Below are 26,037 nucleotides of genomic sequence, written 5' to 3' on the forward strand. Positions count from 1 at the left end.
ACGGTTTCCCGTCGCGGCTTTTTGATTTCTATCACGCAGCGTGGCAATTTTCCTGCGAATAGCAGCTACTCGCTTGTCACGCCCTGGAACGGGCGCACCTCGCGCCCTGGCATGAAGACGCCGAGGCGCTTGATTTCCCATTCGAGCTTGATGCCGGAATTTTCGAAGACCTCGCGGCGGACCTGCTCGCCGAGATATTCGAGATCGTAGCCCGTCGCCTGCCCCATGTTGATCATGAAATTGCAGTGAAGCGACGACATCTGCGCGCCACCGATGACGAGACCGCGGCAGCCCGCTTCGTCGATCAGCTTCCAGGCCGAGTGGCCCTCCGGGTTCTTGAAGGTCGAGCCGCCGGTCCTTTCGCGGATCGGCTGCACCGTCTCGCGATGATTGCGCACGGCATCCATCTCGGCGCGGATCTTCGCGCGATCCTCCGGATAGCCCTCGAAAAGCACGGAGGTGAAGATGAGATCGGGCGAAGCCTTGGAATGGCGGTAGGAGTATCCCATCTGCGCATTCGACAGCACAACCTTGTTGCCCTTGCGATCGATGGCATTGACCTCGACGAGGCGATCGCGGGTCTCGCTGCCGTTAGCGCCGGCGTTCATGCGCGCCGCACCGCCGATGCTGCCCGGGATGCCGTAGAAGAAATGCAGGCCGCCGATGCCGTTGTCCATCGCCATCGCAGCCACATGCTTGTCCGGGCAGATGGCGCCGGCGAGAATGCGATTCTCACCCGCAAGTTCAACCGAACCGAATCCCTTAGCCGACAGGCGCAGCACAACGCCGGGAATGCCGCCATCGCGTACGAGAATATTCGAACCGACGCCGACGACCGTCAACGGCACGCTCTTCGGAAGAATTTTCAGGAAGGCAATCAGGTCCGCCTCGTCATGCGGCTGGAACATCAGCTCGGCAAGGCCGCCTGCATGGAACCAGGTGACACGGTCCATGGGGGCATCCGGCGTGATGCGGCCGCGGATGTCCTTAACGCCTTCTCCGAGAGTCTCGAGAAGCTTTTCCCCATTCACCTGTTTCATGCAGACTTTCCCGAAAGACCTTCCAGTTGCTTTGGCAGCGCTGCTGCCCAGTAAGTTATATTCCCAGCACCTAACAGAACCACAAAATCGCCGGGCTTTGCAATCTCCGCGACCATTTCCGGCAAAAGCTCCTGGTTGGCAAGGAAACGCGCATCGCGATGACCGCCCGCCTTGATACGCGAAATGAGCGCCTCAGAATCCACGCCTTCGATCGGATCTTCACCCGCGGCATAGACCGGAGCAAGGAAAATGCTGTCTGCATCGTTGAAGCAGGCGGCGAACTCTTCGAACAAGCTGGAAAGGCGTGTGTAGCGATGCGGCTGATGAACGGCGATAACCCTGCCCTTGCAGGCTTCGCGCGCGGCCCGCAGCACGGCCTTGATCTCGACCGGATGATGGCCGTAATCATCAAAGATCTGCACGCTGTTCCATTCGCCGGTCAGCGTGAAGCGCCGCTTGACGCCGCCAAAGGAGGCGAGCCCCTTTGCGATATCTACGCTCGAAATGCCGAGACGATTGGCGACCGCAATCGCCGCCGTCGCATTCGAAATGTTGTGCCGACCAGGCATCGGCATTACGAGATTGTCGAGCCTGATGACTTGCCCCGTGCGCCGGCGGCGGATTTCAACGTCGAAGATCGACCGTGCGCCGTCGATGCGCACATTCATGAAGCGCACGTCGGCCTGCGGATTTTCACCATAGGTAATGACCTTGCGATCCTCGATGCGGCCGACGAGAGCCTGCACCTCCGGATGGTCGAGGCACATGACGCCGAAGCCGTAGAAGGGTACGTTCTCGACGAACTGCCGGAAGGCGGTGCGCACGGCGTCGAAATTGCCGTAGTGGTCGAGATGTTCCGGATCGATGTTCGTCACGACCGCCACATCGGCGGGAAGCTTCAAAAATGTGCCGTCCGACTCGTCGGCCTCGACGACCATCCACTCGCCCTCGCCCATACGGGCATTCGTGCCGTAGGCATTAATGATGCCACCATTGATGACAGTCGGATCGAGCCCGCCCGCATCGAGCAGCGTGGCGACCAGCGATGTCGTCGTCGTCTTACCATGCGTGCCGCCGATGGCGATCGCATTGCGGAAGCGCATCAGTTCGGCAAGCATTTCGGCGCGCCGCACCACCGGCAGCAGCTTCTCTCGCGAGGCGACAAGCTCCGGGTTGTTCTTCTTGATGGCGGTCGAGACGACAACGACTTCGGCGTCACCCAGGTTTTCCGCCCTGTGCCCGACGAAGACTTCGATGCCCTTGTCGCGCAGGCGCTGCACGTTTGCGCTGTCGGCCTGGTCCGATCCCTGCACGCGGTGGCCGAGATTGTGTAGCACCTCGGCGATGCCGCTCATGCCGATGCCGCCGATGCCGATGAAATGGACAAGGCCTATCGCCTTCGGCATTTTCATGACTGTGTCCCCTTGAACTCTGCAACTGTACGTCCGGCGGCAATAGCCTCAACCATGCCCGCAAGCAAGTTCGCAGCGTCCGGTTTCCCGGCCTGCTTTGCGGCGGCCGCCATGCGGGCGAGCTTTTCCGGGTCGTTCATCACGTGCGCCAGGATCGAAGCGATCTTCTCCGCGGAGAGCTCCGATTGCGGAATGACCTTCGCACCCCCGGTCGCGGCAAGCGCTGCGGCATTCGCTGCCTGGTCGTGATCAAGTGCATGCGGATAAGGCACCAGCACGGCAGGACGGCCGATCACCGAAATTTCCGAAACGGTCGAAGCGCCCGAGCGGCAGATCACGAGATGCGCGTTCGCAAGGCGCTGCGCCATGTCGGTGAAGAACGGCGCGATATCTGCTCCCATCTCAAGCTTTGCTACGCAGCCACTGACCATCTCCATATCTTCCGGACGCACCTGCTGGGTGATGCGCAACCGGGCACGCAGTTCGTCGTCGAGCAGGCTGATTGCCGTCGGCATCGCCTTGGAGAAATACTGCGCTCCCTGGCTGCCGCCGAAGACGACGAGATTGAAGGGTTCGCCGGCGTGCGAAGGCCTGTACGGCACCTTCGCCGCTTCGATGATTGCTGGACGCACGGGATTTCCGGTCGTCACGGTCTTTTCCGGATAAGCGCCGCCATTTTCCGGCAGGAACCCGCCGGCGATCGCCTGGACGCGCTGCGCTAGCGCCTTGTTGGCGCGGCCCATCACAGCGTTCTGCTCGTGGATCATCGAGGGCACGCCGAGACGCGTGGCGGCAAGCAACGGCGGAACCGTCGGATATCCGCCGAAACCGACGACGACCGCAGGCTTCAGCTGCTGGATCAGTTTCTTCGCGGCCCGCATTCCGGTCCAGAGCGTCCAGAGCGAGCGCGCGACCGCAACCGGATTCTTCGAGCCGATCGTCGCGGACGGCACGACATGAATCTCCTCCGCCGGGAACTTGCCGGCAAAGCGCTCGGCACGGCTGTCTGTCACGAGATGCACGGAATAACCGCGCGCCTTCAGCTCATATGCCAAAGCCTCTGCTGGAAACACGTGGCCGCCGGTGCCCCCGGCGGCGAGCAGGATGATACCTTTGCTCATCGGCTTTTACTCCGCCGGCATTCCGTGCGGCATGCGGAAGAAGCTCCGCTCCTGTGCCCGTTTTTCCGGGCGATGGCGCGTCAGCGCGAGAATGAAGCCGGCGGTCACGCAGATCGCGACCATGGACGAACCGCCGTAGGAAATCAGCGGCAGCGTCATGCCCTTTGCCGGAAGCAGCTCGAGATTGACGCCGATATTGATGATCGACTGGATGCCCATCTGGAGCACAAGCCCCGCGACGGCAAACCGGTTGAAGTCGTTCTTCTCCTTATATGCGTGCGATAGCCCCCTCAAAACAAGGACCGTGAAGAGCAGAACGAGCGCGATGCAGAAGACGATGCCGAATTCCTCGGCGGCGACCGAGAAGATGAAGTCGGTATGCGCGTCCGGGATGATGCGCTTGACGATGCCCTCGCCGGGTCCTTTGCCAAACCAGTCGCCGCGGATGATGGCCTCGCGGGCGGTGTCGATCTGGAACGTGTCGCCCTCGCCGGTCATGAACTTGTCTATTCGCCCCGCCACATGCGGGAAGACGTAATAGGCGCTGAACAAGCCGCCCGCGCCGCAGACGCCGAGCAGGACGATCCATATCCATGGCATGCCCGCCATGAAGAACATGCCGCCCCAAACGGCGGTCGTCAGGATCGTCTGGCCAAGGTCAGGCTGGGCAACGAGCAGTGCCGCGACCATGCCGAAGAGGATGATCGCAAAGAGGTTACCCGGGATTTCCGGCTGACGCGCGTGCTCGGCAAAGAGCCAGGCGCAGACGACCACGAAGGCGGGCTTCATGAATTCCGACGGCTGGACCGAGATACCGGCAAGCGTCACCCAGCGCCGAGAGCCCTTGACCTCGATGCCGAAGAAAAGCGCCAGCACCATCATGGCGAGCGAGATGACAAGCAGCAGGATGGCGGTCCGCCGCACCTGCCGCGGCGTCAGGAAGGAAAGTCCGACCATAACGGCGATCGACGGGATCATGAAAGCCGCGTGCCGCTTCACGAAGTGGAACGGCTCGAGCCCGATGCGCTCGGCAACGGCGGGCGAGGCCGCAAAGGAGAGCATGAAGCCGACGCCCATCAGGAAGATGAACATCGCCAGGAAAAAGCGGTCGATGGTCCAAAACCAATCGGCCAAAGGCCCACGTTCCGCACGGCTCACCATGTCATTTATCTCCTGTTGCCGAACCGATCAGCATGGTCACTCCGTCGAGCGCTGCCACATGGCTGACAAATGCATCGCCCCTGACTTCGAAGTTCTTGTACTGGTCGAAGCTTGCGCAAGCCGGGGATAACATCACCGCGACAGGACCAGTTTCATCTTTTTCCGCGTCGGCCGCGGCATGCGCGACAGCGCGCTCCATCGTCCCCGAAATCTCATAGGGCACGGCCTCGCCGAGCGTCGCGGCAAATTCCGCCGCCGCTTCGCCGATCAGATAGGCCTTGGCGATGTACGGGAAGAACGGCGCAAGCGTCGTGATGCCGCCCGCTTTCGGCAGACCACCGGCGATCCAGTAGATCCGATCGTAACTGGAAAGCGCGGGCGCTGCGGCATCCGCATTCGTCGCCTTCGAATCGTTGACGAAGATGACATTGCCGCGTGTCCCGACCGGCTGCATGCGATGCTTGAGACCGGGGAACGAGGCAAGCCCGGCGCGAATCTCTTCGTCCGAAACGCCCACGGCAAGGCAAGCTGCGGCCGCGGCGGCGGCATTCTGTGCATTGTGGCCGCCGCGCAACGTCTGGATGCCGTCGAGATCGGCAAGCGGTCGAACCGCAGCGGAAGAAGCCTGTATGAGCTTCGTACCCTCAGCATAGATTCCATCGGCCAGCGGATGGCGGCGTGAAATGCGGACCACCTTCGTTCCAGCTCGCTCGACGCGGTCGGCGATCATTTCGCAATGACTGTCATCGACGCCGACGATGGCGGTACCGCTGCCAGCAACCAGCCGCTCCTTGATGCCGGCATAGTGCTGCATCGTGCCATGTCGATCGAGATGATCAGGCGTCAGGTTGAGCAGAATGCCGGCGGAGGGATTCAGTGTCGGCGCGAGGTCAATCTGGTAGGACGAGCACTCGACGACATAATAGCGTCCGGCCTTCGGCGGATCGAGCGTCAGTACCGCCGTTCCGATGTTGCCACCAAGCTGCGTGTCGCGGCCGCTGGATTTCAGGATATGCGCAATCAGGGCGGTCGTCGTCGATTTGCCATTCGTGCCGGTGATGGCGATGAACGGGCAATCCGGCGCGTGCGCCCGGCGCTCGCGCACGAAGAGTTCGACATCGCCGACGATATCGACACCGGCGGCGCGGGCGAGATCGACCGTCCAATGCGGCTTCGGATGCGTGAGCGGCACGCCCGGTGAGAGCACGAAGAGCGACTGAACGCTCCAATCGACGATTCTGAGGTCCTCGGTATGGATTCCTTCCGCGGCCGCCTTCGTGACGCTGTCTGGATTGTCGTCCCAGGCCGTGACATGGGCGCCGCCCAGGATGAGCGCGCGGGCCGTTGCAAATCCGGACCCACCAAGCCCGAACAGCGTGACCTTCTTTCCTGCAAGCGTCGTGACAGGAATCATGACCGCCTCACCGCAGCTTCAGGGTGGAAAGGCCGAGCATCGCGAGGCCGACGGCGATGATCCAGAAACGGATGACCACCTGGCTTTCGGTCCAGCCCTTCTTCTCGAAATGGTGATGGATCGGCGCCATCAGGAAGACGCGGCGCCCGGTCATCTTGAAGAAACCGACCTGGATGATGACGGAGAGCGTTTCCGCGACGAACAAGCCGCCGATGATCGCCATGACGATCTCGTGCTTGGTGGCGACGGCAACGGTGCCGATCGTGCCGCCAAGCGCCAGCGAACCGGTATCGCCCATGAAGATTGCGGCGGGCGGCGCGTTGAACCAGAGGAAGCCGAGACCCGCACCGATGACTGCGCCGAGAACCACGGCAAGCTCGCCAGTGCCGGGCACGAAATTGATCTGCAGATAGTTCGCGAAAACAGCGTTACCGGCAAGATAGGCGATGATGCCGAAGGAGGCGGCGGCAATCATCACCGGAACGATCGCAAGGCCATCGAGGCCGTCTGTCAGGTTGACGGCGTTGCCAGCCGAAACAATGACAAAGCCGCCGAAGACCACGAACATGATGCCGAGATTGACCAGGAAATCCTTGAAGAACGGGAACGCGACCGAGGAGCCGAAGGTCGAGCCTGCGGTACCGGAGGCAAGCGCGGTGCGCATCATGAAGTAGACGGCGATGCCCGCAATGACGAACTCGATGCCCAGGCGCGCCTTGCCCGAAAAGCCTTTGTCGCTCTGCTTCGTGACCTTGAGATAGTCGTCATAGAAGCCGATCGCACCGAAGCCGAGGGTGACGAGCAGTGTCGCCACCACATAGACGTTGGAAAGGTCGGCCCAGAGCAGCGAGGCGCCGACAATGCCGGCAAGGATCATCAGCCCGCCCATCGTCGGCGTGCCGGCCTTCTTGAAATGCGTCTGCGGCCCGTCGGCGCGGATCGGCTGGCCCTTGCCCTGCCGGATGCGGAGCGAGTTGATGATCATCGGCCCGAAAAGGAAGACGATCAGTGCGGACGTGAAGAGAGAGGCGCCTGTACGGAAGGTAATGTATCTGAACAGGTTCAGAAATTTCAGTTGGTCCGACAGTTCGACTAGCCAAATTAGCATTCAGGGCCCCTTGTTTACCCGGTCAACGTTCGCGTTGCGTGTCTGCAAATGGCGCAAACTTGTCAAGGAGCGCGGCGACAATCTTGCCGAAGCCTATCCCCAAGGACGATTTCACCATCAACACGTCGCCCGGCGCGACCGAGTTCAATACAAATTCCGTGAGTTCTTCTGTCGTCTCGCGGTATTCGACCTGCACGCTGTCGGGAAGCGATTCCTTCAGCGCCAGCATATCCTTGCCCGCAAGCCAGACATGTTCGATGCCGGCCGCAAGAAGCGGCCCTGACAGGTCGGAATGGACCTTTTGCGCGTATTCGCCCATTTCCAGCATGTCGCCGAGCACCGCGATGCGGCGCCCGCGGCCAGCCGGATCGGCTGCGGCAAGCAGCGCGATCGCCGCGCGCATCGAGGCGGGGTTGGCGTTGTAGCTTTCGTCGATCAGCGTGAAGCTGCCGTTGCCGATCGACAACTTGTGGCGGCGGCCCCTGCCCTTTTCGGGCTGCAGGGTGGCCAGCGCTGCGATCGCCTTGTCGAGGTCCGCATTGACGAGCGTCACAATGCCGAGAGCGGCCAGCGCGTTTTCCGCGATATGCCGCCCGGGCGCGCCGATCGCCACCTCGAACGTGTCGCCGTCGATCGTTAGCCAGAGTGCCGAGCTTTCGTCCGAGCCGTTGAATTCCGCAAGGCGGAACTCGGCCTTCGCGTGCTGGCCGAAGGAATGGATGTTCTCGATGCCGAGCGACTGCGCTGTCCGTTCGAGGAAATTGTACTGGTCGCTGTCTCGATTGAGCACGGCATGCCCGCCGCGCACCAGGCCTTCGAAAACCTCCGCCTTCGCCGCGGCGATTTCCTTGATGCTCTTGAAATTGCCGAGATGCGCCGGAGCGATGGTCGTGACGACGGCGACGTGCGGCCGGATCATCTCAACCAGCGGACGGATTTCGCCCGGATGGTTCATGCCGACTTCGAAGACGCCGAAATGCGTATCGAGCGGCATCCGCGCGAGCGTCAGCGGCACGCCCCAGTGGTTGTTGAAGGAGGCGACGGAGGCGTGCACCTTGCCGGATGGCGAAAGAACGTGGCGAAGCATTTCCTTCGTCGTCGTCTTGCCGACCGAGCCGGTCACCGCGATGATCTGCGCCCGTGAACGCTGACGCGAGGCGACGGCAAGCCGGCCGAGTGCTGCCAGCACATCGTCGACGACGATCATCGGAACGGTCAAACGGCCGAGCCCCGGAAGGCGGGCTTCGCTGACGACGAGAAGTGCGGCGCCATTGGCCATCGCCATCGAGGCGAAGTCATGGCCGTCGACCCGGTCGCCTTTGATGGCGAAGAAGGCCTCGCCCGGCGTGATCGAGCGGCTGTCTATGGAAATGCCGGTGATGCCTTCAGGAAGCGTGCCGAACGGGCGGCCCGTCATCGCGGCAACCATGTCATCGGTGGTCCAGAGCCAGTTCACGATTTCAGCTCCTCCAAAGCTTCGCGCACTTCGGCATGATCCGAGAACGGCAGCGTCACGCTCCCGATGGTCTGCCCTTCCTCATGCCCCTTGCCAGCGACGATCAACGTATCGCCGGATTTCAGCATGGCGACGGCCTCGTAGATCGCCTGCGAACGATCGCCGATTTCGATGGCACAGGGTGCAGCCGCCATGATCTCCGCGCGAATCGAAGCCGGCTCCTCCGAGCGCGGATTGTCGTCCGTGACGATCACTACGTCAGCCAGGCGGCAGGCGATCTCGCCCATGATCGGACGCTTGCCGCGGTCGCGGTCGCCGCCGCAGCCGAAGACGACGATCACGTGCCCGGTCGTAAAAGGGCGCACCGAATTCAGTACATTCTCCAGCGCATCCGGCTTGTGGGCGTAGTCGACATAGGCAAGCGCACCATCCTTCGTATGCCCGACGAGCTCGAGACGGCCCGAGGCGCCCTGCAGCTTTTCGAGGGCGGCCATCGCGATCTTGGCCGGAACGCCGGTGGACATGGCAAGCGCCGCGGCAACCAGCGCATTGGCGACCTGGAAATCGCCGGCAAGTGGAATATCGACCTCGAAAATTTCGTCATAGATATGCACTTCGGCGACCTGCTTATGGCGGAAGTGCTCAACCCGCTTGAGCGTCAGATAATCGCCTTTGCGGCCCACGGTACGGACATCATGGCCCGCATCCTTCGCCACCTTGATCGCCTGCGCGGACCAGGCATCGTCGGCGAAGATGACGGCGGGCGAACCCTTCGGCAGCAGCGTTTCGAAAAGCCGCATCTTGGCGGCCATGTAGCTTTCGACCGTGGGGTGATAATCCATGTGATCGCGGCCGAGATTGGTGAAGGCTGCAGCCGAAAGCTTCACGCCATCCAGCCGGCACTGGTCGAGACCATGGCTCGACGCCTCCATCGAAGCATGCGTAACGCCCTCGTCGGCAAGATCAGCCAGCAGCTTGTGGAGCGAAACCGGATCGGGCGTCGTCAGCGAACCATATTCATTGCGTGTCGGCGAAACGACGCCGGTCGTGCCGATCATCGCCGCCGGATGTCCGGCATAGGCCCAGATCTGGCGCGTGAAGGAAGCAACAGAGGTTTTGCCCGCCGTGCCGGTTACGGCAACCATCGTCTCCGGCTGCCTGCCATAGAAATGCGATGCGGCGACGGAAAGAAAACGGCGCGGTTCCTTGACCGCCAGGACGGGAATAGAAGCCTCGACGGCCTGGGCCGACACGGCAAGGGCTGCGCCATGCTTGGCGGCATCGGCGATGTAGCCCGCGCCGTCCGCCTTAGAGCCGGCCACGGCAACGAATGCCATTCCTGCTTCGATCTTGCGGCTATCGGCGGAAAGCCCGGAAATTTCCAGTCCTCCGACCGGCCCTTCGAGTTGCTCCTTGATTTCCGGAAATGCGCTTCCGGCAATGTCCCGCAGTTTCATCGAATGTCTTTTCTCTCTCACGCCGCCCACCCCACGCGAATCGGCGCTTTTATTCATTCACACTCAATAAGACACCAGCAAGGCCGATCCGTCTTCACCGAATTGCGGCTCTATACCGAGGATGGGCGCGGCACGCCGGATGATGTTCCTGACCATCGGCGCAGCCGTGTAGGAGGCGATGGTCTGGCCCTTTTCGCCGTTGTGCGGCTCGTCGCAGAACGTCAGCACGACATATTGTGGATTATCGATCGGGAACGCTGCGATGAACGCGTTGAAATTCAAGTCATTCGCGTAGCGGCCGTTGACGACCTTGTCAGCCGTGCCTGTCTTGCCGCCGACGTTGAAGCCCGGTACGTCGGCGTTGCGCCCCGACCCTTTGAGGCCATTTAGCTTGAACAGGTAGCGGATTTCGTCGCTGGTGCTCTTCTTGACGACGACCTCGGCCGTCTCGTCCGCCTGCTCGCGGGTGCGCGGCAGGAAGGTCGGCTCGATGAGCTTGCCGCCATTGACGAGGGCAGCACCCGCAACAGCCGTCTGCAGCGGCGTCGTCGAGACGCCGTGGCCGAAGGAGATCGTGACCGAGTTGATCTTTTTCCAGACTTTCGGCTGGCTCGGCATCTTCACTTCCGGCAGTTCCGTCTGCATCTTGGTGAGCAAGCCGAAGCGCGTCAGATATTCCTTCTGCAGCTCTATGCCGACGATATCGATCATCTTCGCCGTGCCGATGTTCGACGAATACTCGAAGATTTCCGGCACCGTCAGCCAGCGGCGCTTGCCATGGAAGTCGTTGATCGTGAACCCGCCGATGCGGATCGGGCGGCTCGCATCGAAGCTATCGTTGATGCTGACCTTGCCGCTGTCGAGCGCCATGGCCGTGCTGAAGGTCTTGAAGGTCGAGCCCATCTCGAACGTGCCGTTCGACATGCGGTTCAGCCAGCCTTCCTTGGCGCCCTCTTGCGGATTGTTCGGGTCGAAGTCCGGCGCAGAGGCCATACCGAGCACTTCGCCGGTATGAATATTGAGGACAACCGCGCCCGCACCCTTGGCTTCGTAATTGGTGACCGCGTTTATCACGACATCGCGCACGATGTTCTGGACGCGCAGGTCGATCGAGAGCTTGACTGGCTCGAGCGGCTGGTCACTGGTCATGCCCACCGATGCCAGATCGGCAAGACCCTGGTCATCGATGTATTTCTCCATGCCGGCGACGCCGCGGTTGTCGATGTTGACGTAACCGAGAATATGCGAGGCCGTCGGACCACCCGGATAGAAGCGACGCTTCTCAGGGCGGAAGCCGATACCGGGAATGCCGAGCGCCAGAATCTGGCTCTGCTGCTTCGGGGTGAGTTGGCGGCGAAGCCACGCGAAATGCGAGCTCTTGACCGAGAGCTTCTTATAAGTGCCCTTCACGTCGAGATCGGGCAGGATGGTCGAAAGCTTCTCGATCGCCTCGTCTGCATCGACGATCTTGTTCGGTTCGGCGAAGAGAGAAACCGTGCGGATGTCGGTCGCCAGCACCTCGCCGTTGCGGTCGAGGATATCCGGCCGCGACGCCATCAGGCGGTCAGGCGGCAGGATGCTGGAAACGACTTCCGGATCCTTCATCCCATATTCGACGAGGCGCCCGCCGATGACGCCGTAAAGCGCGGTGAACCCGAGGATCAGCAGGCCGACGCGACTTTTGGCCTGACCTGCCTTCTTCTTGCGCGAACCCTCGAGCGGCAAGCTGCCCGACGGGCCACCGAAGCGGTTATAGACGCCGGAGGAAAAATGCGCCTGGCTTTTCAGGACCATGATGCGAGAGAGAAACGACATGGCTACTCCACCGATCCAGTTGACATCAGGTTTTCGTCTTGCGGCTCTTCGGCGCGCGCCTGCGGAACAGGCTTCGGCAGCGCCTTGGCAACAAGGGCCGTACCCGTGCTTCCATCGGGCTTTTTGCTGTTCTTGGCTTCGGTGATTTCCGGAACCGGAACCTGCGACTTCAACATCGGCAGCTCGCGCACCTGTACGAGCGCGGTCGAGTCCGTCGGCTGCAGCTTGAGCTCATCATTATAGCTGTTCACCAAACGCTCCAGCCGGTTCGGCTGCGATTGCAGCGCCCAGTCGGCCTTGAGCAGATCGATGGTATCCTTTTCGAGCTTGATCTCGGCCTCGAGGCGATTGACCTCTTCGAGCTTCAGTTCCGCGCGGTGCTTGATCGTATAGGTCACGGTGGCCGCAGCCGTCATGATACCGATAAGGACGACGTCGAACGTTCTCAGCATATCAACCTCCAAGCTTTCCAAGGCTGGCAAGACTGGGCAATCCGAAGATCGCCATATCCGCAGCTTCGGCCGGCGCATTGGTGCGCATTCCGGCACGCAACTTGGCGGAACGCGCCCGCGGATTGGCCTCGGCTTCAGCCTGGCTTGCAGCAATCATGGATTTTCCAACCGGTTCGAAAGTCGCGGCACGCTCATGCGCGATCGGCAGATGGCGCGAGCCGGACGCCTTGCCCGCGCGGTCGGAGAAGAATTTCTTGACGATACGATCTTCCAGCGAATGGAACGTGACGACAACGAGACGGCCGCCCGGCTTCAAGACGCGCTCGGCAGCAAAGAGCGCCTGCCCGAGCTCGCCGAGCTCGTCATTGACGAAGATGCGAAGCGCCTGGAAAACGCGGGTCGCCGGATGAATCTTGTCCTTCATCTTGCGCGGCGTCACCACCTCGATGAGCCCGGCGAGATCGCGCGTCGTTTCGAACGGCTTTTCGGCCCGGCGCTTCTCGATCGCGTGCGCGATGCGTGGCGCCTGATCTTCTTCGCCGAGGAAATGGAAGATGCGGATGAGCTCGGCGACTTTTGCGCGATTGACAACATCGGCGGCAGAAACGCCGGAAGCCGACATGCGCATGTCGAGCGGGCCGCTCTTCTGGAAGGAGAAGCCGCGTTCGGCCTCGTCGATCTGCATCGAGGAAACGCCGATATCGAGCACGACGCCGTCGAGCCCGCCGGCAGGCGCATAGTCAGCCAGATTGGAGAACTGTGCATGGACGAGGCTGAGACGGCCGCCATGGGCAGCGACCATATCCTGGCCAGCCGCAATTGCCGTCGGGTCCCGGTCCAGCGCGATTACATCGGCGCCAGCATCAAGAATGGCCGACGTATAGCCGCCGGCACCAAAGGTCCCATCGAGAATGATTTTACCGGGAGCTGGTTGAAGGGCCGAAAGCACCTCAGCAAGAAGAACCGGAATGTGGCGAACCGGTCCGCCACCGGCATCAGTTGAACCTCCGCCAGGATTCGCCGCCATTCCGTACCCTCGTTCTATCCGGAGCGCCTGCCCGCCAGCCTGCGCTCCCCTCGTGCCTGTATCTGGGCCGCCTGGAATGCCTGCGGCTGCCACAGCTGAAAATGATCCGCCCGACCGACGAAGGCCACCTCGTCCGAGATGCCGGTAAAGTCGCGGATGAAATCCGTGACCATCAACCGCCCCTCGGCGTCGAGCTTCATGAAGACCCCGCCCCCATGGATAAGGAGCGACATCTCGTTCGCATCCGGCGAAAACGGATCCTCCGCAGCAATCTGCCGCTCGAACCTTTCGAGAAGGTCCGGGCCGCCGACGCTGATCGCCGGAAACACAAAGTCCTGGAAGCAATAAAGTTCCTGGACGTTGCGCTGCGCCAGAATGGAGCGAAAGGCCGCAGGCACGGAAACCCTGCCCTTGGAATCGATCCGGTTGGTCGCATTTGAAAGGAAGCGGCTCATGACACGAAACATCCGTTCCCGAAAGGGCCCGAACCGACATCTTACGCCCGGAACCCCCAAATTCAGGCACAGCTTCGCCAGCCGGATGAACAGGATTCCATCCGGCGCCTCCGAAGAGGAAGACGCCTTGTCTTTGCGATTGATGGGCGCTTGATCGCCCTCGTGCAGTGCAGTTATGGGATAGCATGGGACCGTATGGGCGTCAATGGGAAACGCCCGTCTCGCGATGAGCGCAGTATCGAAAATTTATAAGCTGTTAAGTTTAATAAAGGGTTAGGACCGGCTCGCCCGCCGTCCCAGAAAGCATCGATGAAAATAGAAAAACATGCATGCCTTCGGGCGTCGCCATAAAAGAAAATCTTGAAGAATCAGGAGAATGAGAGCCTCCCGACCGGAGGCCCTTGCCACAGAAGTTAATCGCCAGTTGGCCTGTAAGCCGGGTTCTGTATGGCTCCGGCCGAAACCGGAACGTGGCAGCCATTCCTCTGGGACAGCGTTCGCACGCTGCCTCACGCAACCCACCCGGATGACTGACCCGGAAACCGGCCGGCGGGCTTTCGCCCGCCACGTCATCCCTATTCGGTCTTGCTCCCGGTGGGGTTTACCGTGCCGTCGCCGTTGCCGGAGACGCGGTGGGCTCTTACCCCACCCTTTCACCCTTACCTGCGCAAGCGCAGGCGGTTTGCTTTCTGTGGCACTTTCCCTGAGGTCGCCCTCGCCGGACGTTATCCGGCACCGTATTTCCGTGGAGCCCGGACTTTCCTCACCTTACCGCCTTTCGGCATTGGTAAAGCGCGGCTGCCCGGCCAACTGGCAGGGCTCAAATAACCGAGAGCGCCGCCGATTGCCACCAGAAATATGCGGATGTTACCGGAAAGCGGCTTTGAAATCCGTTGCGTAGCCCTGATCCGCGATTTTGCCCTCAAGCAGCAGTTCGGCTCCGAGACGGCCGATCTCGTCGGAACTTTTCGCCGAAGTGCCTGCGCAGCCGGTGAGAACCGCAAGCCGCGGAGACGAAGTATAGCCGATCATCGGATAACCGCCCTTGGTGTGCGAGACGGCGCAGGCCGCTGTCGAAACGGAAAGCGGCCTCAAATCCGGAACAATACGGCGGGCGACCGCCATCAGATAATCACGCGCCGCCGGGCGCCCCTCGGTGCGGAACCAGGCGCGCAGTTCCGCCTCCGTCTCAAGTCGGTAGTCATCGGGATCGCCGCCGATCTTCAGATAGAATTTTCCATCGGGATAGCAGATCGGCGGCAGCAGATAGATGTCGATCCCGGGCGCATTGAGGATCAGCGACGGCATGGCGACGAAATCCGCTGCCTGCGCCTTGCTCACCTCGAACAGTGTAACCGTTCGCCCATGAACCGACATATCGACGGATTGTGGCAACAGATTCTCGCCAATGGAAAAACCGCCCGCCGCAAGCAGCACCTTTTTCGCCGTGTACGTCCTGCCCTCCGAAGTCTCGACAGCGACCACCCCGCCTTCGTCGCGGATCGCCGTGACATAGTCGCGAACGACTGTTGCACCCGCCATTTCCGCGATAATCGACTGCGCCTTTACGAGCTTGCGCGGGCTGATATGTCCGGCGCCCTTTACCTGGAATACGCCCTCGCAGCCGTCCGGCAGGGCAAAGAACGGAAACGTTGCTTTGAGGCCTGCCTCGTCGAGCACTTTCGTTTCGACACCAAGCGATGCAGCGGCTTTTGCCGTGTTGGCGATATAGTCACTCTGCGCCGGCGCCACGAAGACGCAACCCGCTTCGGTGTAGAATTCGAGGCCGCTCTCTGCTTCGATCTCCGCGTATCGGGCGATCGAACGATTGGCCAGCAGCGCCCAGTCGCGATCAGGATCGACGGTTCGGGTGATGCGGCCCTCGTCGTAATGGCTGGCGAAAACGCCCTGATGCGCCTTGCGGTTTTCCGGTTCGTCGGGACCGATCACGGCCACGCCGCCCGTCTGTTTCGCCAGATGCTTCGCCGCCGCCGCGCCCATCATCCCGCGGCCGACGACGATATATTTGAAATCAGCCGCCATATCTCACCTCGCTTCGAGGTCCAGATAACATGGCGGCCGATGTGATTCATATTCTTAAATCGAGGTTTGCGCCGCGCTTGACATAAGGACCAGCACTTTGCCGCAATAGGCTTTCGAGACCGGGTTCATCTTCCGTGCGCCGTGGCCGGCGTTGTATTTGAGGATGGTGTTGCAGGTCTGTCCGCCGCCGAGATCGTGGGCTGCCGCCAGATATTTCATGCCGTATTTGATGTTCGTTTCCGGATCGAAGAGTCCCTTCTTCGTTCCCGAGTAACCCATCATGCGCGCGGTGGCCGGCTTGATCTGCATGAGGCCGATTTCGCCTGCGCTACCGCGGGCGTTCGGGTTGAAATTGCTCTCGACTCGGACGACGGCGTGGGCAAGCTCGACAGGCACATCGTATTGCTTGGCGTATTTGACAATCAAAACGGAATATTTGTTGGCCGTGAAATCCGGCATTGCATAACCGCTCTGGCGGTCGACGGTCTTGAAAATGACCGTTTGGGTTTTCTCGTTCCCATCTTTGTTTTTATTAGCTGCATCGCCAGCAAAAGCGCAGCCGTACCCTGCCAGCAGCAAGCTTGCGCATGCCGCTGCACCAATAATCATATGTCTCATGTAGTCTAGTTACTCCGACCCAAAGAATTACCGGACTGCGCGCCTCGCCGTCTTCCCGTTTCACGTGCCAAGGACTGGCAACGTTCCGCAGCAATTCTTATCGTTTCATTTTGACTCTCGCAGCTACACACAAAAACAGCCGCGAGCGCCGTTCAGCGAGCGGGGTTAGACCATCGCAATGAGGAGATAATAGGGAAATCATGTGGCAGTGCAGCATTCAAGGCTGTTTGCGCAAAACCGTTGCGTGAGTGTCACACAGCCGTCATGAATAGCGCGGCAGCGCCGAAAGCAGGCGGTGCAGCGTATCGATCGTCGAAAAGTCGGCGATGCCGTCGACGCGTTCCTGGCGGAAATGGCGCTGGAAGGCCTCCACGTCACCCGCCGTCTTGTCGGAGAATTCACCTGTGATTTCCGTAGCATAGCCGTAAAGCGAGAGCATCGACTGCAGGGCCTCGACCGGTTGGCCGCAATCGCCCCGCTGGAAGAAGCGCCCGCCGGTGATCGGTGCCGGTTCGACCCAGTGTCCTACCCCTGCGTGATGCAGTTCCGCCCACGGAAATTTCTCGCCCGGATCGACCTTGCGAACGGGTGCAACGTCCGAGTGCGCAAGCACCCTTTCCGGTGCGATCGACCAACGTTCGCCGCAATCACGACACAATTCGATCACCGCCGCAATCTGTTCTTTTGGGTAGTCCGGCAAACCGCCCGGATGCCCGGCATTGGCGATTTCGATGCCGATGGAACGGGAATTGATATCGCCCTCGTCGTGCCAGCTGCCCGTGCCGGCATGCCAAGCGCGCCGCGCCTCCGGCACGAGCTGAACGACATCGCCGTTCTCATGGACGAAATAGTGGCAGGAGACCTGGCTTTCCTCGCGACAGAGCCAGTCGAGCGCCCCTTCCGCCGTCGGCATGCCCGTATAATGAAGAATGATCATCTCCGGCTTGCGCCCGCCCGCGCGTTCGCCATGGTTCGGCGACGGCTGCACGGAAGCCTTGCTGTAGTTGGCCTCGAAAGAGGTCATGCGGCGCGGCGTTCCTTCTCGATCGTCGCATAGGCGTCATTGAGGGCAGCCATGCGCTCATTGGCGATCGCATGGAACTCCCTGGGGACGCCACGTGAAATCAGACGGTCGGGATGGTTCTCGCTGACGAGGCCACGATAGCGGCGGCGGATCGTCGGGAAATCGTCGGAAGGGGAAACGCCGAGGACCTTGTAGGGATCCCGGCCGATCGAGACATGGCGCGCCGCGATCTGCTCGAAACGTTCTTCGCTCATCTCGAAGATCTGGCCGATATGATGGAGGAAATTCATCTCCTTCTCATGGACCGCCCCGTCCGCCTTGGCGATGTGGAAGAGGCCGTCGAGCACGTCTTCCAGCACCGCGCAATTGGAGGTGCAACTGACGCAGAGAGACGAGAGCTTCGCGGCATAGGCCTCGTAACCCGCAACGTCCTGGCGCGCGAGATTGTAGAGGCGGGCAACATTCTTCGCTTGGTCCTGAGGAAAGAAGAAGATGTCGCGGAAAGCCTGGACTTCCTTCTCGCTGACGACGCCGTCAGCTTTCGCCATTTTTGCGGAAAGCGCGATGATGGCGACGGAGAATGCGACCTTACGACGGGTCTCGGGATCACCCTCGAAAACCGTGCGGATCGCCTCGACCATCGCCGAGAGCGCGTTGCCCGCAGCGTTGCCAACAGCATTCAGCAGTTTTTCCCAGAAGGACATCGAAGTTTCTCGCATCGCAATATGAAAATACCTTGATCAAATAATCATAGCCTTTGCAAGGCGGCGATTGGTCGTAGGATTGAAAACACTTTTCACAATTCGGTAATTGTCCCGGCTTTATCAGGCGAAAGACAGCACTCGGATGCGCACTTCCATACGCCTTTCGAACAGCCTGCCATTGCCTGCTCGAGATTTTCCACAGCGCGTCTCGGCGGGCAAATCGGGCTTGAAACGATTAGATGCGTTCTTCCTGCGGAACCGGCCATTTTTCGTAAATTCTTTACTTTACAGCCCTCTTTCCCTGCCGCATCCATGCGTTACGTTAGCTGCATGTTATCGCGCCTCGAAGCGCTCAAGGAGGGAAAATGGCCAAACAGAAAGTAGCAATGCTGACCGCCGGAGGCCTGGCCCCCTGTCTTTCCTCCGCCGTCGGCGGTTTGATCGAACGCTATAGCGACGTCGCGCCGGACGCCGAGCTCATTGCCTATAAGTCCGGCTATCAGGGCGTGCTGCTTGGCGACAGCATCCAGTTCAGCAAGGAAATGCGCGAAAAGGCGCCGCTTCTCCACCGCTTCGGTGGCTCGCCGATCGGCAACAGCCGCGTCAAGCTTACCAATGCCGCCGATTGCGTCAAGCGCGGCCTGGTCAAGGAAGGCGAGAACCCGTTGCGCGTCGCGGCCGAACGCCTTGCCGATGACGGCATCACCATTCTCCACACCATCGGTGGCGACGACACCAACACGACTGCCGCCGATCTCGCAGCCTATCTCGCTGCCAACAATTACGACCTTACCGTCGTCGGCCTGCCGAAGACGGTCGACAACGACGTCGTGCCGATCCGCCAGTCTCTCGGCGCCTGGACGGCGGCCGAAGTCGGTGCGCATTTCTTCGACAATGTCAGCAACGAGCAGAGTGCGGCGCCGCGCACACTCGTCATCCACGAAGTCATGGGCCGTCATTGCGGCTGGCTGACGGCGGCGACCGCCCGGGCCTATCTCAGCCGCACGAAGAACTACGAATATGTCGACGGGATGATGATGAATGCGGGCATGAAGAGCATCGATGCCGTCTATCTGCCGGAAATGGCTTTTGATCTGCAGGCCGAAGCCGAGCGTCTCAAGGAGATCATGGACAAGACCGGCCACGCGACCGTCTTCGTCTCTGAAGGCGCCTGCCTCGATGCCATCGTCGCGGAGCGGGAAGCCGCCGGCGAGACTATCAAACGCGATGCCTTCGGTCATGTGAAGATCGACACGATCAACGTCGGCGGCTGGTTCCAGAAGCAGTTCGCCAATCTGCTCGATGCGGAGCGTTCGCTGGTTCAGAAGTCCGGCTATTTCGCCCGCTCCGCGCCTGCCAATGCCGACGACCTCCGCCTCATCCAGAGCATGGTCGACTTGGCCGTCGAAAGCGCGCTCAATAAGATCTCCGGCGTCACCGGCCACGACGAGGGACAGGACGGCAAATTGCGCACCATCGAGTTCCCCCGCATCAAGGGGGGCAAGGCCTTCGATCTCTCGACCAGATGGTTCGCCGAAGTGATGGATACGATCGGGCAAAAATACCAGGAAGCATGATTGACGCAGGGCTAATATGGTGTCTTTGCTTGTTTCCTAGGGATTAGGAGGAGATTCCATGTCGCTCGAAGCCTGGCTCGCTTTTGCCGCCGCATCCGCCATCATGCTTGCCATTCCGGGGCCGACGATTCTCCTCGTCGTCTCCTATGCGCTGGGACATGGGCGAAAGACGGCGCTAGCGACGGTGAGCGGCGTGGCGCTCGGCGATTTCACGGCGATGACGGCTTCCCTCTTCGGCTTGGGCGCGGTTCTGGCCGCATCGGCAATGCTCTTCACAGTATTGAAGTGGGTCGGCGGCGCCTATCTCATCTGGCTCGGCATCAAGCTCTGGCGCGCCCCCCTCATCACCGAGCCGGTTGCCGACAACGACAACCTGCCGGAAAAGAAGTCGCTGAAGATCTTCCTGCACGCCTATATCGTGACGGCGCTTAATCCGAAGAGCATCGTCTTCTTCGTCGCCTTCGTTCCGCAGTTCCTCAATCCCGCGAAGCCTTTTTTCGAGCAGATGGTCATCATGGAACTGACCTTCCTCGTCCTCGCGGCCATCAATGCGTCGAGCTACGCCCTTCTTGCAAATGCCGCGCGCGGACTCATCCGAAAGGCCAGCGTACAGCGCGCCGTCAACCGTACTGGTGGCACGTTGCTCATCGCTGCAGGTGCCGTGACGGCCGGTTATCGCCGTATCGCCGCTTGACGATTTTCGCCGGGTTGCCGCGCAACAGCGAATAGGTTAATGGCAAATCAGGGTTCAGGGTTTCAATAATTTTCTAAACGCTGCCAGGGCGGCGCCATCCACGAAAGTGACCGAATGGTAGCGAACGGATTTTCCGGCCTGAAACGCGGCCTTGTCGCGACGACAGTGGTCTGCGCTATCGCCGGATGCTCGACCGTTGAGTACACCTCACAGGCGGAATTGACCGCAGTACAAACCGTCGTTCCAACGCCGAAACCGGGCGAAAATGCCATGATGGCTGCCGTTCCGGCCGCCGAAGGCGCCGGCCAGTCCGAAACCGCATTCGCAGCTTCTAATCCGCAAGCAACGCCCGCTCTTACCGCCGCCGCAACGGCAATGCCGGCGACGGCAACGTCCGCCGATCCTGCCATGCAGCAGGCAATGGCCGCCGGCGCAACGCAGATCCCGCTGACGCCGGAAATGACAGCGATCCAGTCGGTCGTGCCGACCCCGCGTCCGGCAACTGCGGCATCGCCATCGACACAGCTTGCCTTCGCAGCGACGACCCCGCAAAGCGGCGCCCTGGCCGCTATCGCTTCCGTCGGTGCCACGCAGCGTTCGATGTCGGATTTCACCTTCGACGAATCCGGACCGATGGATCCGCCGGCCGCACCGCCGATGTTCAGCGATAGCGACGTCGACACCGCTCCGACCGCGGAAAAGAGCTTCATCAGCAAGCTAATCAGCAAATATTCGAAGCTCTACGAAGTTCCCGAAACACTGATCCACCGCGTCGTTCGCAGAGAAAGCCGTTACAATTCGAAGGCTTACAACAAGCGCGGCTATTTCGGCCTGATGCAGATCAAGTACAACACGGCCAAATCAATGGGCTATGACGGCGCGCCCGCCGGCCTTCTCGACGCCGAGACCAACATCAAATATGCCGCGAAATATCTGCGCGGCGCCTGGCTTGTTTCCGACAACAAGGAAGAAGATGCCGTAAAGCTCTATGCGCGCGGCTATTACTACGACGCCAAGCGCAAGGGCATGGCCGATATCGCCCACGGCAATTACTGAGTTTCAATTGGCGGACAGCGCGGCCAGCAGCTCCTTCAGCACCACCTGCGGCTTGTAGCCGAGGCGGCCGGGCGTCAAGCCCATGCGGACGAAGACCAGGTTGGCGGACGGCACGATCGCCATGCTTTGCCCGTCGTGCCCTTCCAGCCAGAACGTATCTTCCGGCAGCCCCGATTCGGCGCTCGTATCTCCGCCGGGCGCTGCGAGCCATGCCTGGCCTTGCGTATATTTGCCGCCGGACGATTGCGTTGGCGTGCGCATCGCCCTGACAAATCCGTCCGGCAACAGCCGCTCGCCGTTCCAGACCCCATCCTGGAGCAGGAACTGTCCAAAACGCGCCCAGTCGCGTGCCGTCGCGTAGAGGTAGGAACTCCCCACAAAGGTTCCACGGGCATCGGCCTCCAGCACCGCGCTCGACATGCCGAGCGGCCTGAAAAGCGCGTCCCCCGGATAGGCGAAGGCCTTTTTCTGGTCGCCCACCCCGTCCATCCAGATCCGCGATAATAGGACCGCCGTGCCGCTCGAATAACGGAAACGTTCGCCGGGATTCGCCTCGAACGGCGCGTTGGCGGGCAGCGCAACCATATCGGGATCGAGATAGAGCATGCGCGTCACATCCGCGACATCGCCGTAATTCTCGTTGAAAGCGAGGCCGCTTTCCATGCCCAGTAGATCGCGGAGTTTGATCCGAGACCGCTCGTCATCCTTCCACTGCGGCAAGAGGCTGGCCGTGTCGAAATCGACCTTCCCGTCGAGCATGGCACGCCCGACAAGCGCAGCATTGACCGTCTTGGTCATCGACCAGCCGAGCAGCGGCGTCTTCGCATCGAACCCTTCCCCGTAGCGCTCCGCGACGATCCGGCCGTTGTGGACGACGATCATCGCCCGCATTTGCGGACCGGCCAGCACCTCATCTGCCAGCAGCGATGCAAGCTCTCCGTCGTTGGCGGCGGTGACACTTTCGCCGTCCGGCCATAGTTCCGCTTTTACCTGAACAGACGGCAGCGGATCGGAAGGTGCGGCATTGGCGGCCGCCTCGAAATCGCCATCCGGCACGCTCGTGCACCCAAGTGCCCCGCGATAGAGCGCATATCCTGGTGCGAAGAGCCCCAGGATGCGTGCCGTCACATGCCCTCGTTCCCGGTCAACCGAAACGCGCACCAACCGCAACAGCGGATTTCCCGGCGCCTGCACATCGTTATGGAGCACCGCCTGCGGATCGCGCCCCGCCAGAAAGACGTTCGAGCAGACGATCTTCGCCGCATATCCGTCGCCCACGCGCAACAGCTGCGGCGGACTGACGGAAAGCCAGGCCCCGCCTCCGATGACGATGACGGCGGAAGCCGTGGCAAGTGCCTTCAGGATACGCAGAACAGATCGCATGTCATTCCCTCCACGAACGGAGAGAAGCAGGAAATCTCTTCACAAAAAAGAGCACAATGACGCGAGTGCCGTTTCGTCTCGGGCAATTCCTGTGGACAGCGATACCCACAGTCTGCGTCATCAAACTGTAGCAGGGACGCGCTACACGCCCTGAACGCTAAAAGGGTGACAGACTCATATGACGGAATTTGCACCGGATACCGGCTTCCGCAAGAACCGGAAACTCAAGGACGCTCTTCTCCGCCACAAGGCATTCTCCAAGGACGGGTTTTCGGAACGGCTTTTCAGCCTGCTCTTTTCCGGCCTTGTCTATCCGCAGATTTGGGAAGACCCGGATCTCGACATGCAGGCGATGGAACTGCAGCCGCATCACCGCATCGTCACGATCGGATCTGGTGGCTGCAACATGCTCGCCTACCTCTCCAAGGCGCCAGCCTCCATCGACGTGGTCGATCTCAACCCCCATCATATCGCGCTGAACCGCCTGAAGCTTGCCGCCTTCAAGCATCTTCCCCGCCACACCGACCTCGTTCGCTTCCTCGCCATGCCCAACGAGCGCTCGAACAGCCAGGCCTTCGACCACTTCCTGTCGCCCAAGCTCGATGAAGCATCCCGCACCTATTGGAACGGCCGCAAGTTCGGCCGCCGCCGCGTCACCGTCTTCGACCGCAATATCTATGAGACCGGCCTGCTTGGCCGCTTTATCGGCGCGGCCCATCTGCTCGCTCGCCTGCACGGCGTCGATCTCAAGCAGATGACGAAGACCCGCTCGATCCGCGAGCAGCGCCAGTTCTTCGAGGAGCAGGTTGCGCCACTCTTCGAAAAGCCGGTGGTGCGCTGGATTACCGGGCGCAAGAGCTCGCTCTTCGGTCTCGGCATTCCGCCGCAGCAATATGACGAGCTTGCCAGCCTGGCCGCCGATCAGTCGATCGCACCGGTGCTGAAACATCGCCTCGAGAAGCTCGCCTGCCATTTTCCGATGCGCGAAAACTATTTCGCCTGGCAAGCCTTCGCCCGCCGCTACGCCTCGGATGACGAAGGCCCGCTGCCGACCTATCTGAAGCCGGAGCACTACGAGGTGATCCGCGCCAATGTCGATCGTGTCAACGTCCATCACGCAAGCTTCACCGAGCTTCTCGCCAAGGAACCGGCCGCCTCCCGCGACCGCTATATTCTGCTCGACGCGCAGGACTGGATGACCGATCAACAGCTGAACGATCTCTGGGCGGAAATTACCCGCACCGCCCGCCCCGGCGCCCGCGTCATCTTCCGCACGGCGGCCGAAAAGAGCGTCATCGAGGGCCGTCTTTCACCTGCGGTCCGCAATCAGTGGGAATACTCCGAAGACAAGTCCCGTGATATGACTGCGCTCGACCGTTCGGCCATCTATGGCGGCTTCCACATCTACGGGAAGAAGGCGTGACCGAAATCCGCACCGTCGTGGACCAGAAAGCCGAAAAGCATGCCGATCTCATGGACGGCATGTACCGCTATCAGCGACACATCTACGATCTGACGCGCAAGTACTACCTGCTCGGCCGCGACCGCACGATACGCAATCTGGACGTACCGCAAGGCGGCACGCTGCTCGAAGTCGGCTGCGGGACGGGCCGAAATCTGGCGCTCGCGCATCGGCTGTTTCCCGGCGCCAAACTCTATGGCCTCGACATTTCGCAGGAAATGCTGATTTCGGCGCGCAAGACATTCGCCACAAAGGCCGCTGTTGCCGATTTTCGCGTTGCCGACGCGACCGCCTTCACGCCACGGGAGTTCGGCGTCGGCGGCTTCGACCGCATCCTCATCTCCTATGCGCTCTCGATGATTCCCGATTGGGAACGCGCCGTCGATGCGGCGATCGCCGCATTGAACCCCGGTGGGCAGCTGCACATTGTCGATTTCGGCCAGCAGGAGGGGTTGCCGGCCTGGTTCAGGGCGATGCTGAAGTCATGGCTTGCAAAATTTCACGTCACGCCGCGTGCCGATCTGCGCGATGTTCTGGAAGCGCAAGCCCATGAAAACAACGCAAGATTGTCGTTCGAGACGATCGGCGGCGGCTATGCCTGGCGGGCGGCAATCATCGCGCGGCTTTCATAATTTACTTGAAACTAACCGAATTTTTACGTTGATATGTTGAAAGAGGGGGATTCCTCTACTGAAACTCGTCTTTCGAAGGTCAAGCTGTGGGGCAAGTCGATCATTCGGTCCACGACGGGACATTTATGCGCCGGATTTTGTTTTGTGTATTGCCGTTGGCCATCATGCTGGCCGGCTGTACCTCGTCCGGATATGATTATCTCGAGACTGCATCCGTAAAGCCGAAGACCCGCTTCAAGGATACCGACCCGCAGGATTTCGGGGCGAAGCATCCGCATCGGAGCGAGGTTCACGGCATCGACATCTCCAAATGGCAGGGCGATATCGACTGGCAGGCGGTGAAGACTTCCGGCGTTGCCTTTGCCTTCATCAAGGCGACCGAGGGGAAGGACAGGTTCGACCAGCGCTTCAATGAATATTGGCAGCGCGCCCGCGCCGTTGGCATCGCCCATGCGCCCTATCATTTCTATTATTTCTGCTCGTCCGCCGACGAGCAGGCCGACTGGTTCATCCGCAACGTCCCGCGGGAATCGGTCCGCCTGCCGCCGGTTCTGGACGTCGAGTGGAACGGCGCATCACCGACCTGCCGTCACCGGCCCGATCCCGCCACGGTACGGGCCCAGATGCAGCGCTTCATGGATCGCCTCGAATCCTATTACGGTAAGCGCCCGATCATCTATACGTCGGTCGACTTCCATCGCGAAAACCTGCAGGGCTATTTCCAGGACTACCACTTCTGGGTCCGCTCGGTCGCCAAGCACCCCGAGGTCACCTATGCTGACAGGCGCTGGGCCTTCTGGCAGTACACGTCGACCGGCGTGATCCCGGGCATCAAAGGGCCAACCGACATCAACGCCTTCGCGGGATCCTCAAAGAACTGGGCCAACTGGGTGGCTTCCGTTTCCAAGGACAGAAATTCTTAGTAA

23 protein-coding genes and 1 other RNA gene are annotated in these 26,037 nt (G+C 60.9%); 6 read left to right on the forward strand and 18 right to left on the reverse strand.

Features of this window, described 5'->3' with window-relative positions:
* Positions 1-65: 65 nt before the first annotated feature.
* The 17 genes from murB to BN1800_RS04025 all read right to left on the reverse strand — a co-directional run bounded on the left by murB (position 66) and on the right by BN1800_RS04025 (position 18,307).
* Complete coding sequence (murB, locus tag BN1800_RS03945) at positions 66-1,040, reverse strand: UDP-N-acetylmuramate dehydrogenase (protein WP_027508736.1); 975 nt, start codon at positions 1,038-1,040, stop codon at positions 66-68.
* Entirely contained in the window at positions 1,037-2,452 is a 1,416-nt protein-coding gene (gene murC / locus BN1800_RS03950; RefSeq protein WP_027508735.1) for a UDP-N-acetylmuramate--L-alanine ligase, read from the reverse strand. The genes murB and murC overlap by 4 nt, the downstream gene beginning before the upstream one ends.
* The gene (gene murG / locus BN1800_RS03955) at positions 2,449-3,573 is read right to left on the reverse strand and encodes an undecaprenyldiphospho-muramoylpentapeptide beta-N-acetylglucosaminyltransferase (protein ID WP_086994660.1); all 1,125 of its coding nucleotides are present in this window, start codon (positions 3,571-3,573) and stop codon (positions 2,449-2,451) included. The genes murC and murG overlap by 4 nt, the downstream gene beginning before the upstream one ends.
* A 6-nt stretch (positions 3,574-3,579) precedes the next feature.
* On the reverse strand, positions 3,580-4,734 hold the full coding sequence (ftsW, locus tag BN1800_RS03960) for a putative lipid II flippase FtsW (protein WP_086994665.1): 1,155 nt from the start codon (positions 4,732-4,734) through the stop codon (positions 3,580-3,582).
* Between the two features lies 1 nt (position 4,735).
* Positions 4,736-6,148 (reverse strand): UDP-N-acetylmuramoyl-L-alanine--D-glutamate ligase, encoded by a 1,413-nt coding sequence (gene murD, locus BN1800_RS03965; RefSeq protein ID WP_086994669.1) that lies wholly within the window; start codon positions 6,146-6,148, stop codon positions 4,736-4,738.
* 7 nt (positions 6,149-6,155) lie between these two features.
* The gene (gene mraY, locus BN1800_RS03970) at positions 6,156-7,256 is read right to left on the reverse strand and encodes a phospho-N-acetylmuramoyl-pentapeptide-transferase (RefSeq protein ID WP_027508731.1); all 1,101 of its coding nucleotides are present in this window, start codon (positions 7,254-7,256) and stop codon (positions 6,156-6,158) included.
* Positions 7,257-7,278: 22 nt separating this feature from the next.
* Complete coding sequence (locus BN1800_RS03975; RefSeq protein WP_086994672.1) at positions 7,279-8,712, reverse strand: UDP-N-acetylmuramoylalanyl-D-glutamyl-2,6-diaminopimelate--D-alanyl-D-alanine ligase; 1,434 nt, start codon at positions 8,710-8,712, stop codon at positions 7,279-7,281.
* The gene (locus BN1800_RS03980; RefSeq protein WP_179213745.1) at positions 8,709-10,226 is read right to left on the reverse strand and encodes a UDP-N-acetylmuramoyl-L-alanyl-D-glutamate--2,6-diaminopimelate ligase; all 1,518 of its coding nucleotides are present in this window, start codon (positions 10,224-10,226) and stop codon (positions 8,709-8,711) included. Before BN1800_RS03980 ends, BN1800_RS03975 begins: the two co-directional genes overlap by 4 nt.
* 6 nt (positions 10,227-10,232) lie before the next feature.
* Positions 10,233-11,984, reverse strand: a complete 1,752-nt coding sequence (locus BN1800_RS03985; protein WP_086994675.1) for a peptidoglycan D,D-transpeptidase FtsI family protein — start codon at positions 11,982-11,984, stop codon at positions 10,233-10,235.
* 2 nt (positions 11,985-11,986) lie between these two features.
* The gene (gene ftsL, locus BN1800_RS03990; RefSeq protein ID WP_086994678.1) at positions 11,987-12,436 is read right to left on the reverse strand and encodes a cell division protein FtsL; all 450 of its coding nucleotides are present in this window, start codon (positions 12,434-12,436) and stop codon (positions 11,987-11,989) included.
* A gap of 1 nt (position 12,437) precedes the next feature.
* Complete coding sequence (rsmH, locus tag BN1800_RS03995; RefSeq protein WP_027508726.1) at positions 12,438-13,463, reverse strand: 16S rRNA (cytosine(1402)-N(4))-methyltransferase RsmH; 1,026 nt, start codon at positions 13,461-13,463, stop codon at positions 12,438-12,440.
* A gap of 14 nt (positions 13,464-13,477) precedes the next feature.
* A complete protein-coding gene (gene mraZ / locus BN1800_RS04000; protein WP_086994974.1) occupies positions 13,478-13,918 on the reverse strand; it encodes a division/cell wall cluster transcriptional repressor MraZ in 441 nt (146 codons plus the stop codon).
* Positions 13,919-14,334: 416 nt separating this feature from the next.
* Positions 14,335-14,732: RNase P RNA component class A (gene rnpB / locus BN1800_RS04005), an RNA gene on the reverse strand.
* A gap of 53 nt (positions 14,733-14,785) precedes the next feature.
* Positions 14,786-15,961 carry an NAD(P)/FAD-dependent oxidoreductase gene (locus BN1800_RS04010; RefSeq protein WP_086994681.1) on the reverse strand — a complete coding sequence of 392 codons (1,176 nt, stop codon included), beginning with the start codon at positions 15,959-15,961 and terminating at the stop codon, positions 14,786-14,788.
* A 54-nt stretch (positions 15,962-16,015) separates the two neighbouring features.
* Positions 16,016-16,579, reverse strand: a complete 564-nt coding sequence (locus BN1800_RS04015; RefSeq protein WP_086994684.1) for a lytic transglycosylase domain-containing protein — start codon at positions 16,577-16,579, stop codon at positions 16,016-16,018.
* 262 nt (positions 16,580-16,841) lie between these two features.
* Positions 16,842-17,603, reverse strand: coding sequence for an N-acetylmuramoyl-L-alanine amidase (locus tag BN1800_RS04020; protein WP_086994687.1), 762 nt, complete (start codon positions 17,601-17,603; stop codon positions 16,842-16,844).
* Positions 17,600-18,307, reverse strand: coding sequence for a J domain-containing protein (locus tag BN1800_RS04025; protein ID WP_027508721.1), 708 nt, complete (start codon positions 18,305-18,307; stop codon positions 17,600-17,602). Before BN1800_RS04025 ends, BN1800_RS04020 begins: the two co-directional genes overlap by 4 nt.
* A gap of 365 nt (positions 18,308-18,672) precedes the next feature.
* Between BN1800_RS04025 and BN1800_RS04030 the strand changes: the two genes are divergently transcribed.
* The 3 genes from BN1800_RS04030 (at position 18,673) to BN1800_RS04040 (ending at position 21,634) form a co-directional block, all read left to right on the forward strand.
* Complete coding sequence (locus tag BN1800_RS04030; RefSeq protein WP_027508720.1) at positions 18,673-19,884, forward strand: pyrophosphate--fructose-6-phosphate 1-phosphotransferase; 1,212 nt, start codon at positions 18,673-18,675, stop codon at positions 19,882-19,884.
* A gap of 58 nt (positions 19,885-19,942) precedes the next feature.
* Complete coding sequence (locus tag BN1800_RS04035) at positions 19,943-20,578, forward strand: LysE family translocator (protein WP_027508719.1); 636 nt, start codon at positions 19,943-19,945, stop codon at positions 20,576-20,578.
* A gap of 114 nt (positions 20,579-20,692) precedes the next feature.
* Positions 20,693-21,634 carry a lytic transglycosylase domain-containing protein gene (locus tag BN1800_RS04040; RefSeq protein WP_086994690.1) on the forward strand — a complete coding sequence of 314 codons (942 nt, stop codon included), beginning with the start codon at positions 20,693-20,695 and terminating at the stop codon, positions 21,632-21,634.
* 3 nt (positions 21,635-21,637) lie between these two features.
* On the opposite strand, the gene BN1800_RS04045 is transcribed toward BN1800_RS04040, so the two are convergent.
* Positions 21,638-23,017: a serine hydrolase domain-containing protein gene (locus BN1800_RS04045; protein WP_086994693.1), complete on the reverse strand. Its 1,380-nt coding sequence runs from the start codon at positions 23,015-23,017 to the stop codon at positions 21,638-21,640.
* A gap of 178 nt (positions 23,018-23,195) precedes the next feature.
* On the opposite strand from BN1800_RS04045, the gene BN1800_RS04050 reads away from it, so the two are divergent.
* The 3 genes from BN1800_RS04050 (at position 23,196) to BN1800_RS04060 (ending at position 26,034) form a co-directional block, all read left to right on the forward strand.
* Positions 23,196-24,440, forward strand: a complete 1,245-nt coding sequence (locus BN1800_RS04050) for a BtaA family protein (protein ID WP_086994697.1) — start codon at positions 23,196-23,198, stop codon at positions 24,438-24,440.
* Positions 24,441-24,490: 50 nt separating this feature from the next.
* Positions 24,491-25,111, forward strand: a complete 621-nt coding sequence (locus BN1800_RS04055; RefSeq protein WP_425298962.1) for a class I SAM-dependent methyltransferase — start codon at positions 24,491-24,493, stop codon at positions 25,109-25,111.
* Between the two features lie 125 nt (positions 25,112-25,236).
* Entirely contained in the window at positions 25,237-26,034 is a 798-nt protein-coding gene (locus BN1800_RS04060) for a glycoside hydrolase family 25 protein (protein WP_027508714.1), read from the forward strand.
* Positions 26,035-26,037 lie beyond the last annotated feature (3 nt).

The organism is Rhizobium sullae (genome assembly GCF_900169785.1).
GTDB lineage: Bacteria > Pseudomonadota > Alphaproteobacteria > Rhizobiales > Rhizobiaceae > Rhizobium > Rhizobium sullae.